This is a genomic window from Embleya sp. NPDC020630, from assembly GCF_044334985.1.
Classification (GTDB): domain Bacteria; phylum Actinomycetota; class Actinomycetes; order Streptomycetales; family Streptomycetaceae; genus Embleya.
Window position 1 is genome coordinate 327590 of sequence record NZ_JBIRUB010000001.1, and the last position, 12538, is coordinate 340127.

General features: G+C 71.9%; 10 protein-coding genes and 1 tRNA gene. 4 read left to right on the forward strand and 7 right to left on the reverse strand.

What is annotated here, in order from left to right; genetic code table 11:
* Positions 1–71: 71 nt before the first annotated feature.
* Both ACH4XV_RS01345 and ACH4XV_RS01350 read right to left on the reverse strand, forming a co-directional pair.
* The gene (locus ACH4XV_RS01345; RefSeq protein ID WP_395785972.1) at positions 72–1670 is read right to left on the reverse strand and encodes an acyl-CoA carboxylase subunit beta; all 1599 of its coding nucleotides are present in this window, start codon (positions 1668–1670) and stop codon (positions 72–74) included.
* 177 nt (positions 1671–1847) lie between these two features.
* The gene (locus tag ACH4XV_RS01350) at positions 1848–2654 is read right to left on the reverse strand and encodes a hypothetical protein (protein ID WP_395785974.1); all 807 of its coding nucleotides are present in this window, start codon (positions 2652–2654) and stop codon (positions 1848–1850) included.
* Between the two features lie 259 nt (positions 2655–2913).
* On the opposite strand from ACH4XV_RS01350, the gene ACH4XV_RS01355 reads away from it, so the two are divergent.
* The 3 genes from ACH4XV_RS01355 (at position 2914) to ACH4XV_RS01365 (ending at position 4951) form a co-directional block, all read left to right on the forward strand.
* The gene (locus ACH4XV_RS01355; RefSeq protein ID WP_380038791.1) at positions 2914–3606 is read left to right on the forward strand and encodes a DNA polymerase beta superfamily protein; all 693 of its coding nucleotides are present in this window, start codon (positions 2914–2916) and stop codon (positions 3604–3606) included.
* A 69-nt stretch (positions 3607–3675) separates the two neighbouring features.
* Complete coding sequence (locus tag ACH4XV_RS01360) at positions 3676–3852, forward strand: hypothetical protein (protein WP_395785976.1); 177 nt, start codon at positions 3676–3678, stop codon at positions 3850–3852.
* Positions 3853–3991: 139 nt separating this feature from the next.
* Positions 3992–4951: a DUF1152 domain-containing protein gene (locus ACH4XV_RS01365; protein WP_395785978.1), complete on the forward strand. Its 960-nt coding sequence runs from the start codon at positions 3992–3994 to the stop codon at positions 4949–4951.
* 13 nt (positions 4952–4964) lie between these two features.
* Here the strand turns inward: ACH4XV_RS01365 and ACH4XV_RS01370 are convergent, their stop codons facing one another.
* The 4 genes from ACH4XV_RS01370 to ACH4XV_RS01385 all read right to left on the reverse strand — a co-directional run bounded on the left by ACH4XV_RS01370 (position 4965) and on the right by ACH4XV_RS01385 (position 10862).
* Positions 4965–6428, reverse strand: a complete 1464-nt coding sequence (locus ACH4XV_RS01370) for a DUF6745 domain-containing protein (RefSeq protein ID WP_395785980.1) — start codon at positions 6426–6428, stop codon at positions 4965–4967.
* 120 nt (positions 6429–6548) lie between these two features.
* Positions 6549–7217: a response regulator gene (locus tag ACH4XV_RS01375; protein ID WP_395785982.1), complete on the reverse strand. Its 669-nt coding sequence runs from the start codon at positions 7215–7217 to the stop codon at positions 6549–6551.
* Positions 7218–7230: 13 nt separating this feature from the next.
* Positions 7231–8535, reverse strand: a complete 1305-nt coding sequence (locus ACH4XV_RS01380) for a sensor histidine kinase (protein ID WP_395785984.1) — start codon at positions 8533–8535, stop codon at positions 7231–7233.
* A 158-nt stretch (positions 8536–8693) separates the two neighbouring features.
* On the reverse strand, positions 8694–10862 hold the full coding sequence (locus tag ACH4XV_RS01385) for a putative bifunctional diguanylate cyclase/phosphodiesterase (protein ID WP_395785986.1): 2169 nt from the start codon (positions 10860–10862) through the stop codon (positions 8694–8696).
* Positions 10863–11404: 542 nt separating this feature from the next.
* Between ACH4XV_RS01385 and ACH4XV_RS01390 the strand changes: the two genes are divergently transcribed.
* Complete coding sequence (locus ACH4XV_RS01390; protein ID WP_395785988.1) at positions 11405–12259, forward strand: ADP-ribosylglycohydrolase family protein; 855 nt, start codon at positions 11405–11407, stop codon at positions 12257–12259.
* 129 nt (positions 12260–12388) lie between these two features.
* Here ACH4XV_RS01390 and ACH4XV_RS01395 read toward each other — a convergent pair.
* A tRNA-Thr gene (locus ACH4XV_RS01395) sits at positions 12389–12464 on the reverse strand.
* Positions 12465–12538: the final 74 nt, after the last annotated feature.

Sequence of the window (12538 nt, forward strand, 5' to 3'; positions counted from 1 at the left end):
GATCCCCTCGGTGTGCGGGTGGCCGGTGGGGTGGTCGCGAGGGCGGGTGCGGGCCCCGGCGGAGGTCGGGCCTACATGCGGAAGACCCCGTAGCCGGCGGTACCCGCGACCGGGGCCGAATGTGCCGCGGACAGCGCGATGCCGAGCACGGTGCGGGTGTCGCGGGGGTCGATCACCCCGTCGTCGTACAGCCGCGCGGTGACGAAGAAGGCGTGCGATTCGCGCTCGATCTGTGCCTCGATCGCGGCGCGCCGCAGTTCGTCCACGTCCTCGTCGAAGGCGATCCCACGAGCGGCGGCGGCCTGGCGGCCGACGATGGACAACACGCCCGCCAGTTGCGCCGCGCCCATCACCGCGAGTTTGGCGGTCGGCCACGCGAACAGCAGGCGGGGATCGAAGGCACGCCCGGACATCCCGTAGTTGCCCGCGCCGAAGGACGCGCCGATGTTGAGGGTGAGGTGCGGGACGGTGGAGTTGGTCACCGCGTTGATCATCTTGGCGCCGTCCTTGACGATGCCGCCCTGTTCGTACGCGGTGCCGACCATGTAGCCGGTGGTGTTCTGGAGGAACAGCAGCGGGGTGTGCGAGCGGTTGGCGAGTTGGATGAACTCGGCGGCCTTCCTGGACTCCTCGCCGAACAGCACCCCGCGCGCGTTGGCCAGCACCCCGACCGGGAAGCCGTGCACCGAGGCCCAGCCGGTGACCAGGCTGGTGCCGTGCTCGGACTTGTACTCGTCGAACCGCGACCCGTCCACCACCCGGGCAAGCACCTCGCGCGGATCGAACGGGACGCGCAGGTCCGTCGGGACCAGGCCGAGCACCTCGTCGATGTCGTACAGCGGCTCGTCGGGCGGTCGGCTCGGACCCGGGCCGTGTTTGCGCCAGTTCAGGTCGGCCACGATGCGCCGCCCGATCCGCAGGCAGTCGTACTCGTCGACGGCGTAGTGGTCGGCGAGTCCGGACACGCGCGCGTGCATCGCGGCGCCGCCCAACTCCTCGTCGTCCGCCTCCTCGCCGGTGGCCATCCGGACCAGCGGCGGCCCGCCGAGAAAGACCTTGGCCTGGCCGGCCACCAGGACCGCGTGGTCGCACAGGCCCGGGATGTACGCGCCGCCGGCGGTCGAGTTGCCGAACACGAGGGCGATGGTGGGGATCCCGAGCGCGGACAGCTCGGTCAGGTCGTGGAAGACCCGGCCGCCGGGCACGAACAGCTCGGCCTGGGTCGGCAGATCGGCACCCCCGGACTCGACCAGGTTGACCACGGGGAGTCGGTTGCGGCGGGCGATCTCCAGCGCGCGCAGGTTCTTGCGCAGGGAGTACGGATTGACCGAACCGCCGCGCACCGTCGGATCGTTGGCGATCAGCACACACTCCACGCCGGAGACCGGACCGATGCCGGTGACCACGCCGGCGCCGACGGTGAAGTCGGTGCCCCACGCGGCCAGGGAGGACAACTCCAGGAAGGGCGCGTCCCGGTCGAGCAGCAGCTCGATGCGCTGACGGGCGGTCAGGCGTCCGCGGGCCCGATGTCGTTCGACGTAGCGTTCGCCGCCGCCGGCCCGGGCCAGGTCCAGTTGCTCGTGCAGCGCCGCGAGGGCGGCCAGTTGTGCGGTGCGGTTGGCCCGGTAGGTGTCGGACCGGGGATCGAGACGGGAACGCAGAACGGGCACGACCTCGACTCCTCGCCTGTCGACGCGAAGGCAGCTTCCGGATGTTAACGGCCGGTCACTTGGCTATGGAAGGCCCGAGCGCTGCGGGGGAGTCGCGGACGCCGGCGCCGTACCCGGATCGGTCGGCGCACAACGACGCCGACGCGACCCCGATCGGGGGCGCGCCGGCGGGTGCGATCAGCCGTGGTGCCCGTGGTGCCCCGCGTGCGGGTCGGCGGCCTGCTCCGGCGAGTGGGCGTGCGGTGCGGGCTTGCCCGCCTCGACGGTGAACTCGGCGGTGCGGACCACGCCGCCGTGTTGGAAGTCGAGGAAGAACCGGTACGTGCCGACGCTGGGCAGTTCGGTGTGGAACACGATCTCCGGACCGGCCGGGGTGACTCCGTCGCCGGGCGCGCCGCCGGGGTGCACGTGCAGGTAGGCGAGATCGCCGTCGCGCAGCACGACCAGGTGGCCGAACGCGGCCAGATAGGGCTCCAGGTCGGTGACGGGCACGCCGTCCCGGGCCACGGAGAGGGTGATGTGCGCGCCCTGTCCGGCCGCGGGTTCGCCGGCGAGGGTGACCGTGTAGCCGTCGACCTCGGCGGTCGCGGCCGGGGCGGGCAGCGGCACGGGCCGGAAGTCGCCCGCGACGTGGATGTCGACGCCGAGGGTCAGCGGGGTGCCGGTGGCGGCCGGGGCGAAGTCGGTGAAGACCCGGTACGTGCCGGCCTCGTCGAGGGTCAGCTCCTGGGTCCAGACGCCGTCCTCGCCGAGGACCGGGTGTACGTGCCGGAAGCCGCTCAGGTCGCGGCGCACCACGATCAGGTGCAGGTCCTTGTCGTGCTGCGGGACGTACTCGCGCACCGGGGTGCCGTCGGGGCCGTCGATCCGGAACGCGAAGGTGCCGGCGGGCGCGGCGACGGGGACCAGGGTGTAGCCGTCGCGGGAGACCTGGAGACCCTCGGGGGTGGCGGGGGCGGCTGCGTGGTGGGCGTGGACGGTCATGACGGTCTCCCTGAGCGATGTGCGTGCTGTTCGAGGTTCGGTTTCTTCGTCGGCGGCCGGCGGTACCGGCCACGAAGATGAAGTTATACCCCCTGGGGGTATCTGGCAAGATCATGTGTGCGGCTCCTCGAAACTTCTTCGCGGCGTGACGGCCGACGCCGGTGAGTCGGCCGGGCCGGAAAACGGGATTCGCATCGGGTGCGCGGTGTCGGATACTGCGGGCTCGGGGGGACGGTCACGGGGAAGCGAGGTCGGCGGGATGCGTACGTTGTTGATGGGGGTGGTCGGGTCGACCGCCTACGGGTTGGCCACCGAGACCTCCGACGAGGACCTGCTCGGCGTCTTCCTCGCGGATTCGCGGGAGGTGCTGGGCTTGGACGGCGCGGCGGCGGCCGGCCGCTCGCGGGTGACCACCAAGCCCGACGTGACGATGCACGAACTGGGCAAGTACTGCTCGCTCGCGCTCAAGTGCAACCCGACGGTGACCGAGCTGTTGTGGCTTCCGGAGTATCGGGTCGAGACCGAGGCCGGTCGCCGACTCCGGGCCCTGCGCGGGAAGTTTCTGTCCACGGAGTACGTCCGGTCGGCTTACGGCGGTTATGCGCTCCAGCAGGCCAAACGCCTGCTCGGACGGCACGAGGCGGGCAAGGACGGCTTCTCCGCGGACACCGCCCGACGTACCGCCAAGCACGGCCGACACTGTCTGCGCCTGCTGATCCAGGCCCAACGCCTGCTCGCCACCGGCGAGTTGATCCTTGATGTCGGAGCGCAGCGCGAGGACCTGTTCGCCGCGGGCCGGCTGGCCGTCGAGGACCCGCCCGCGTTCGCCGCGCGCTTCGAACACGAGAAGGCCGGCCTCGACGCCGTGGCCTCGGTGCTCCCCGACCGGCCGGACCGGGCGGCGATCAACACGCTGGTCGTGGAATTGCGGATGGCCGCCCTCACCCCCTGACCGAGGTCGGATACGCTCCGTGTGGGTAGATATCGACACGGACCGGAACCTTCGAAGGGAGGCGCGATCATGGCGCAGGAATACGATCCTCCGCGAAAGAGCAGGCCGCCCCGGAAGGATTGGAAGAACTCCTTCGAACACTGGGACGCCACGCCGCACGACTGGCACGCGGAGGGTCCGGACCTGTTCCAGTGCGGCGAGTGCGGCTTTCGCTCCTCCGCCGTCCCGGTACGACCGACGCGATAGCGGCCGGCGCGGCGGCGAGCCTCGCGCGCCGAGTCTCGGCCCCGAGCACATCCGCGTCCGGTCGGGGGCACCCGGGGACCCTTGCGGTATGGCTCAAATGTGTTGACCTTTGTGGTGATCACCTTGGTACGGTCCGGCCGTGTTCACACTTGCCGAACCTCCGCTCTTCGCCCGCCTCCGCGATGCCCGCTCGGTGCTGATCGCCGGGGCGGGCGGTGGATTCGACGTGTTCGCCGGGCTGCCGCTCGGCATCGCGTTGACGGATCTGGGCAAGCGGGTGCACTTCGCCAATCTGTCGTTCGTGACGGTGGATCACCTGCCGTCCTCGGTACGGGTGATGCCGGGCCTGGCGGCGGTGCGAGCGGATACCCCCGGGAACGACGACTACTTCCCGGAGCGGGCGCTGGCGATGTGGTTGTCGCGCAACGGCTTTCCGGACACGGTCTACGCCTTCGCGATGACGGGGGCGAAGCCGCTGCGGGCGCTGTACCGGCGCCTGGTCCACGACTTGGACATCGACGCGATCGTGTTGGTCGACGGCGGGACCGACATCCTGATGCGCGGCGACGAGGCGTCCCTCGGTACGCCGGAGGAGGACATGACCAGCCTGGCGGCGGTGGCCGGGGTGGACGTACCGGTCCGGCTGGTGGCCTCGCTCGGGTTCGGGATCGACGCCTACCACGGGATCTGCCACGCGCAGGTGTTGGAGAACCTGGCGGCGCTGAGCCGGTCGGGCCACTATCTCGGCGCGCTGTCCATCCCGCGCGAATCGCGGGAGGGCACGCTGTTCCTGGACGCGGTGGCCTATGCGAATCGGGTCACCCCGCGCCGCCCGAGCATCGTGCAGGGTTCGGTGGGCGCCGCGCTGACCGGCCGGTTCGGCGACGCGCACTTCACCGAACGCACCGGGAACAGCGAGCTGTTCATCAATCCGCTGATGAGCGTGTACTTCACCGTCGACCTGGTCGGTTTGGCCGAACGCTCGCTCTACCTCGACCGTTTGGAGAGCACCCGCAACATCTGGGAGGTCGCGTCGCGCATAGCGGAGTTCCGCGACGAGTTGCCGTCGACCCGGCCCAGGCAGGCGATCCCGCACTGAGGCCGGCCGGCCGTCAGGTCTCGCGCAGCGGGCGGTAGTCGTCCGGGCTCAGGCCGAACGTCCAGGCCACGCCCTCGCGGGCGGTCTCGGTGTCCGGCGGCACCCGCAACCAGTAGGTGCGGACGCTGCCGTCGGGCTCGGGGGTGGAGTTGAGCACCTCGACCATCACGATCGGCTCGTCGTCGTCGAGGTCGATCTCCCACAACACGCCGGTCTCGTCCCGATCGAGCGGCTGCGCGCCCACCTCGCGCAGGTAGCGGTCGTAGCCGTAGATCTCCAGCATCACCCGGCGCAGTTCGGCGTTGTGTTCGCTCCGGATGGCCCGTGCGGTCAGCCGGCTGCCACCGGGACCCAGGCCACCGACGAAGTCGGCCGGTACGGGCATCCCGCGCCACGCGTGCAGCGCGAAGCCGTCGGCGTAGGTGAGCGCGGGGCCGTCGCCGTGGTGCAGCCGGGAGTGGTCGTCGCGGTGCATGACGATGGGCCGTTCGCTGACGAGGGCGATCCGCTCGTAGGGCCACCACCAGCCGACGTGGCGGGCCACCTCGCCCAGTTCGGCCACGACGGGGAAGTCGAACTCGGGGAAACACCTCCGCAGTCCGTCGAACACCGCCAGCCAGGCCCCGTCGAACTGGCCGCCGAGGGCGCTGTACGTGGTCGCGCGGACCTTGTCGGCGACGTCCCATCGGCCCGGGACGGAGGCGACGCGCCTGGTGGGGGTGCGTACCGAGGGGTCCGTCGCGCCGACGCCGGCGTGTACGGCCTCGCGGATCCGCTCGGTCAACTCGCGGGTGGGCTCCCACAACCGCGACGCGCCCTCGTTCCAAGCGAGTTGCCAACCGGACGCGCCGAGCGCCGCGCTTGCCTCTGCCTTGGCGGCCTGCCACGGCCCGCTCCACAACCTTTCCTGGACGGGCCGACCGGGCCTGCCGGGCACCTTCACCGACAACCGCGTGGCGGCCAGGTCCGCCGGCCGGCACGTACCGGAGGCCACCGCCGCCGCGACCGCCGCGGTGAGGGGCGAGTCGTACCAGACCACCCGCTCGGGCTCCGCCGTCCCGGCGGCCCGATACACCGCCCGGATCGCCCGCTCGGCCGCCTCCCTATCCGCCCCGCCGGTGCCGGAGACCACCTCGCCCCAGTGCTCGGCGGCCTCCTGCAACACCACCCGGTCCGCGTCCCGGAGCACTCGGGCCGGCCCGTCGGCGTCGCCGGGACGCGAGCGGACCACGACCGTCGCGAGGGCGGGCTTGGGGTGCCTACCGGGAGCTGGCCTCGGGAGAGGGGCCGGGGCGCGGGCCGCCGTTTCCTCGTGTGGGGCCTTCGTCTCGCGGGCCATGCTCGCCATGTGGGCCCGGAGCGCGGACCAGGCCGCGTCGGCCGGATTGGCGGGCGGCGCGGGGCGGGGCGCCGGGGGTGCGGCGGGCGGCCTGCGGGGCAGCGCGATGCCGGGCAGTCGGCGGGGCGGCGGGGGCATCGTGTCTCCCATGGCTGGCGGTTCGCGGCGACACGCTAACCGACCCGACCGACACCGCACCGTGCCTGCGCCGCGCGCCCGGCCGGGCCCGACGGCGCCCGACCGCGCCCGTGCCGCGGCTCAGTATCCCGTCGGGCGGATCAGGCCGGATTCGTAGGCGTACACCGCCGCCTGGGTGCGATCGCGCAGGGACAACTTGACGAGGATCCGGCCCACGTGGGTTTTCACCGTCTGTTCCGCCACCACCAGGCCGGCGGCGATCTCGGCGTTGGACAGGCCCTGGGCGATCAGGGACAGGACCTCGGTCTCGCGTTCGGTCAGGTCGCCGAGCCGGCCCTTGACGGGAATCCTCGGGGCGCCGGCCAGGCGGGCGTACTCGCCGATCAGGCGTTTGGTGAGGTTGGGCGCCAGCAGGGCGTCGCCGGCGGCCACCACCCGTACCGCGTTGGCCAGTTCCTCGGCCGAGGCGTCCTTGAGGAGGAAGCCCGACGCGCCCGCGCGCAGCGCCTCGTACACGTACTCGTCCAGGTCGAAGGTGGTCAGTACGAGGACCTTGGCCGCGCCGTCGGCGGTGCCGGTGATCCGGCGGGTGGCCTCGATGCCGCCCAGGCGCGGCATCCGGATGTCCATCAGCACCACGTCGGGAGCCAGTTCGGCGACCATCGCGACCGCGTCGAGGCCGTCCACCGCCTGGCCGACCACCTCGATGTCGGGCTCGGCGTTCAGCAGCACGGTGAACCCCTGCCGGACCATCACCTGGTCGTCGGCGATCAACACCCGCACGGTCACGAACCGTTCCCCCTCACGAACCGCTCCCCAGCGGCAGCCGCGCCACCACCTCGTAACCGCCGCCGGGAATGGGCCCGTCGGCGAACTCGCCCCCCAGCATGGCCACCCGCTCCCGCATGCCGAGCAACCCGTGCCCGCCACCCGCTGTCCCCGCCCCGGCGGCCTCGGCCACGCCCTCCGCCGCCGGCGGCGCCGTATTGGCCACCCGCAGCGCCAACCCCGTGGCCTGATACCCCACCTCCACCCGGATCGCCGCCCCGGGTGCGTGCCGCAGCACGTTGCTGAGCGCCTCCTGCACGATCCGAAACGCGGACAACTCGACCCCCGGCGACAACGCCCGGCGCTCGCCGGTGATCCGGGTTTCCACGTCGAGGCCGGCGCCGCGCACGTTGTCGACCAACTCGTCCAGCCGGTCCAGGGTCGGCTGCGGGACGTGCCGCATCGCGCTCGACAGGTCGTCCTCAGAGCGCAAAACGCCCAGCACCCGGCGCAGTTCGGCGAGCGCGTCCACCGCGTTCGCCCGGATGCCGATCAGGTTCTCCCGCAACGCCTCGGACGGCTCGGCCACCAGATGCGGCGCGACCTGCGCCTGGATCGAGATCACCGACATGTGATGGGCGACCACGTCGTGCAACTCGCGGGCGATCCGGGTGCGTTCCTCCAGAAGGGTGCGCCTGGCCCGTTCCTCGGCGGTGAGTTCGGTCTGCGCCAGCAACTGGTTCCGGGCCACCCCCCGCGCGCGCAGCGCCGCGCCGACCAGCACCGTGACGCAGAAGATCAGCGTGGCCTGGTACAGATCGGGATTGTGCACCGGCGCCGCGGCGACCGTGCACACCGCGCCCACCAGGACGCTGATCCCCAGCGCCTCGGCCGCGATCCGCGGACGCATCCGCAGCGCCAGGATGAACAACGCCGCGGCGTGCAGCGCGAGGCCGCTGCCGGTCCACGGGTACATCTGCGGCCCGTGCGGCTTCGCGAGCACCGCGACCAGGACCACCGTCACCGTCACCGCCCACCAGGCGGGCAGTGGCCGCCGCACCGCGTACACCACCGCCAGCGGCGGAATCGCGCCCAGTACCACGCCGGGCCCCTGACCCAGGCCGTACTGCCAGATCGCCTGGTTGATGCCGAGGATCCCGGTCGGGAACACCGCGAAGGCGACCAGCAGCACCATCGCCGGTTGCCAGTCGCGCCACCCGGGCGGCAGCGGATCGGGCCGCGCCGTCCACAGGTCGTCACGGAGCGTGCGGATCAGTGTGCCCAGTGCCGCTCCGAATCGGCCCCCGCTGCCCTCCCGCACAAGATCAACCCTAGGCACGCCGTACCTCCGCCGTCCGGGCGGGTCGATGCCCGACCCGGCCCCGGCACCGAAGCTACGCACCGCTCCCACCGGCGCGCATCCCGCCGCGGAGCCGCCTTCCGGACTGGCTCGGAGGTATTACGGGTATGACGGCCGGCAATCGGCCGCCCCACCCCTCAACCGGGCTCCTTGACCCCCGCCAGCATGCCCTCGATGCGGTCCGGCGGGCCCGGGCGGGAGAAGTACCACCCCTGCCCCGCGTCGCACCCGATCGCCCGCAGCCGCTCCGCCTGGACCGCCGTCTCGATGCCCTCGGCCGTCACGGTGAGCCCGATCGCGTGCGCCAGCTCGACCAGCGAGGCCACGATCCGCCCGTCCACCGGGTCCGAGTCGCCGGGCTGGCGCAGGCCCTCGACGAACGAGCCCGCGATCTTGAGTTCGCACACCGGCAGTCGACGCAGATAGGCCAGATTCGAGTAGCCGGTGCCGAAGTCGTCGATCGCGATCCGGATGCCCATCGCGGCCAGTTCGCGCAGCCGTTCCAGCGGACCACCGTCGGTGGACATGATCTGACTCTCGGTCAGCTCGAATTGCAGCCGGCCCGGATCCAGGCCGGTCTCGGCCAGTACCCGCTCCACCTGCCGGACCAGGCCCGGTTCGCGGCACTGGCGTTCGGCCAGGTTGACGCTGATGAACGGCGCGCTGTCCGGCTCCAGGTCCTGCCAGCGGCGCGCCTCGCGGCAGGCCTGTTCCAGCACGTGCATGCCCAGCGGCACGATCAGGCCGGTCTCCTCGGCCAGGCCGATGAAGCGGTCCGGTCCGACCAGGCCGTTGCGCGGATGGCGCCAGCGCACCAGCGCCTCGACGCCCAGCACGCCGCCGTCGGCGAGGGACACCAGCGGCTGGTAGTCGACGTAGAACTCGCCGTGATGCAGCGCGGCGGGCATCTCCGCGGACAGCGTGTAGCGGGCCACCTCGCGGTCGTTGCGGTCGGTGTCGAACACCGTCCACCGGCCGCGGCCGTCGGACTTGGCCCAGTACAGCGTTATGTCGGCCGCCCGCAGCGTGTCCGCCGGGCTGGTGCCGGCCACCGGCCGCTCGACGATGCCGATGCTCGCCGTGACCGTCAGATCGTGGCCGCGGATCCGGAACGGCTCGCGCAGCGCGGCGAATACGCCGTCGGCGAGCGCCACCACCTGGCCGGTCCCGGTGGAGTGCTCGACCAGGATGACGAACTCGTCGCCGCCCATCCGCGCCATCAGATGCCCGGCCTGGCCCGCGTACCGGCTCAGCCGCCGGGCGACCGCGACCAGCAACTGGTCGCCCACGTCGTGCCCGAGGCTGTCGTTGACCACCTTGAACCCGTCCAGGTCCAGGTAGCACAGGCCGACCCGATCGCCCGGGCCCGGGTGTTCGAAGGCCGCGGTCAGTCGTTCGACGAACAGCGCGCGGTTGGGCAGCCCGGTGAGTTGGTCGTGCATCGCCTGATGGCGCAGCCGGGTGTGCAGGCGGTGGCGGTCGGTGACGTCCTCCAGCATGCAGACCTGGTACTCGGGATTGCCCTTGGAGTCGCGGACCAGGGAGAGCGACAGGTGTGTCCACAACGTCTCGCCGTCGGCGTTCTCGAACTGCTTCTCCAGCGCGAAGTGATCCCGCTCGCCGGTGACCAGCTCGTCGTAGAGCTTCCACATGTGGTCGGTGTCGCCGGCGTGCATGAACTCGCGGACCTGCCGCTTGCACATCTCCTCGACACTGGCCGCGAACATGGTCGTCATCGCCTGGTTCACATCGATCACGTTGCCGTCGACGTCACCGATCCCGATGCCGATCGCGGCCTGGTCGAAGACCGCCCGAAAACGCGCCTCGCTCGTGTGCAGCGCGTGTTCGGCGTTGTCCCGCGCGACCAGGACGGCGGCGTGGATGGCCTCCTGCTCGTCCAGCGTGCGCCGCCGCAGCGCCTCCGCGTAGCCCGCCGCGAGCGCCCCGGCGAGCGCGGTGACCCGCTCCAGCCAGGCGTCGGGATCGTGGCCCTGCGCGGCGGCCTTGGCGCGCAGCACGGGCCACCAGGGGCCGACCAGGCCCAGCGTGCGCTCCAGCGTCCCGCTGCCGGTGAAGTGTTGCCCGACCAGCGACGCGCCGACCTCGCGCGCGATCGCGGGGTCGAACGGTTCGGAACGCAGCGCCCGGGCGAGGCGCTCGGCCTGCCCGCGCAGGTACTCCTCGATCTCGGCTCCGCTCAACGGGACGAAGCTGGTGCCCTCGATGGTGCGGGCCCAGTCCCGGGCGAAGCGGCTCAGTGACCCCTCGGCCTCGTCGAAGCGCGCGTCGTCCGTTCCGCCGCTCACCCTGTGCTCCCCACGGTGGTCCGGGCGCGCCGGCCGGCTCCCCGGCACGCCTGGAGCCACATGCCCGGCGCCCACGATGGTCGATCCACCGCCCCACCTTTCCTCCTCGGGGGCGATCCGCCACCGCGCAATGTCGGTGCGGTCGCCTCTCGGACGAGCCGGCCACAATCCCCAGCGGCCGTGTGAACGAGCCACATCACCCGTTATCACCCGTTCGGACGAGCCGGATGGTACGTCCGACACGTCCCGACGATCGCGTGATCATCGTTGACGGTATCCGCCGCGGCGCGGAAACGTCTTGCAGTTGGACACGGCGCGAGGAGCATCACTCCGGAGAGGGACAGGTGGTGCGCGCGGGTCCGTACCGAATTGTGGCGTACGCCCTCGTACTCCGGCGCACGCAGGGCGCCCGACGCGATGACTGACGGACCATCAGGTTGTTGCCCTCGGGTAACGGTACGCTCTACCGGCTCGCGTCGGCGAGTCGGGGCGCTGCCGCGACCGGCGTTCGGCGACCCGTCCGGAGAGAGGATGTGGTCCCGATGATGGTCGAGTTGGCGGTGGGCGACGCGTACGGCGCAGGGTTCGAGTACGCGGAGCGCTCGTTCGTCACGCGAGGCAACACACTCGCCGGTTATGTGCAGCATCCCCGTCATCGTGACGTGCTTCCGGGTCGATATACGGACGACACGCAGATGAGTATCGCGGTCGCCGAGTGGTTGCTCGGCGACGATCGCGGAATTCCGGCCCTGGCGGAGCTGTTCGTGCGGGCGTACAAGCGGGATCCGCGCGCCGGATACGCGCGGGGGTTCCGGGGCGTACTCGAGGAAGTCGCCGACGGCCCAGGGCTTCTGGAGGTGCTGCGGCCGGAGAGCGACAAGAGCGGCGCGGCGATGCGGGCGGGCGTGATCGGGCTGCTCCCGGACCGGGACGAGGTGCGGCGCACGGCGGCGCTCCAGGCCCGGATCACCCACCGCACGCTCGGCGGGATGACCTCGGCCACGGCGGCGGCGCTGGCGGTGCACTACTGCCGGTACGGGCTCGGCCCGGTCGCCGAGCTGCCGGGATGGCTGGCGGCGAACCTGCCCGCCTCCACCGGCCCGGCGGTGTGGACCGAGCCGTGGCGCGGCAAGGTCGGCTCGGCCGGGATGGACAGCACCCGCGCGGCGGTCACCGCGCTCGCCGCGCACACCGGCACGGCCGCGCTCCTGCGCGCGTGCGTCGCGTACACCGGCGACGTGGACACGGTGGCCACCATCGCGCTGGCGGCGGCGAGTTGCTCGGCGGAGTACGCCCAGGACCTGCCGCGCGAGCTGCTGGCGGGCCTGGAGGACGGCCCGTACGGCCGGGAACATCTCGCGGGCCTGGACGCGCGGTTGACGGCGCGATTCGGCTGAGCCGGGCGCGGGGCGAAAGTCCGGCGAAAGATCGCCTCGGCCGCGTCCCGAGGGGTGGGCGGCCGAAAGACGAGAGGCCCCCGGTGAAATACGAGAGGCCCCCGGCGAACCGGGGGCCTCTCGTCTGCCTGGAGCCCCAATACGGAATCGAACCGTAGACCTTCTCCTTACCATGGAGACGCTCTACCGACTGAGCTATTGGGGCCTGCGCGGCGAAAACTTACCGGATCCGCGTTCGGTCTGCCAACTTGATCCGTTCGGGTCGCCGGCCCGGCCCGG

What these genes read in the sequence shown, in the direction of transcription:
- ACH4XV_RS01350 (WP_395785974.1), bottom strand. Translation starts at nt 2,654, where the DNA reads ATGACCGTCCACGCCCACCACGCAGCCGCCCCCGCCACCCCCGAGGGT.
- ACH4XV_RS01355 (WP_380038791.1), top strand. Translation starts at nt 2,914, where the DNA reads ATGCGTACGTTGTTGATGGGGGTGGTCGGGTCGACCGCCTACGGGTTG.
- ACH4XV_RS01390 (WP_395785988.1), top strand. Translation starts at nt 11,405, where the DNA reads ATGATGGTCGAGTTGGCGGTGGGCGACGCGTACGGCGCAGGGTTCGAG.
- ACH4XV_RS01360 (WP_395785976.1), top strand. Translation starts at nt 3,676, where the DNA reads ATGGCGCAGGAATACGATCCTCCGCGAAAGAGCAGGCCGCCCCGGAAG.
- ACH4XV_RS01370 (WP_395785980.1), bottom strand. Translation starts at nt 6,428, where the DNA reads ATGCCCCCGCCGCCCCGCCGACTGCCCGGCATCGCGCTGCCCCGCAGG.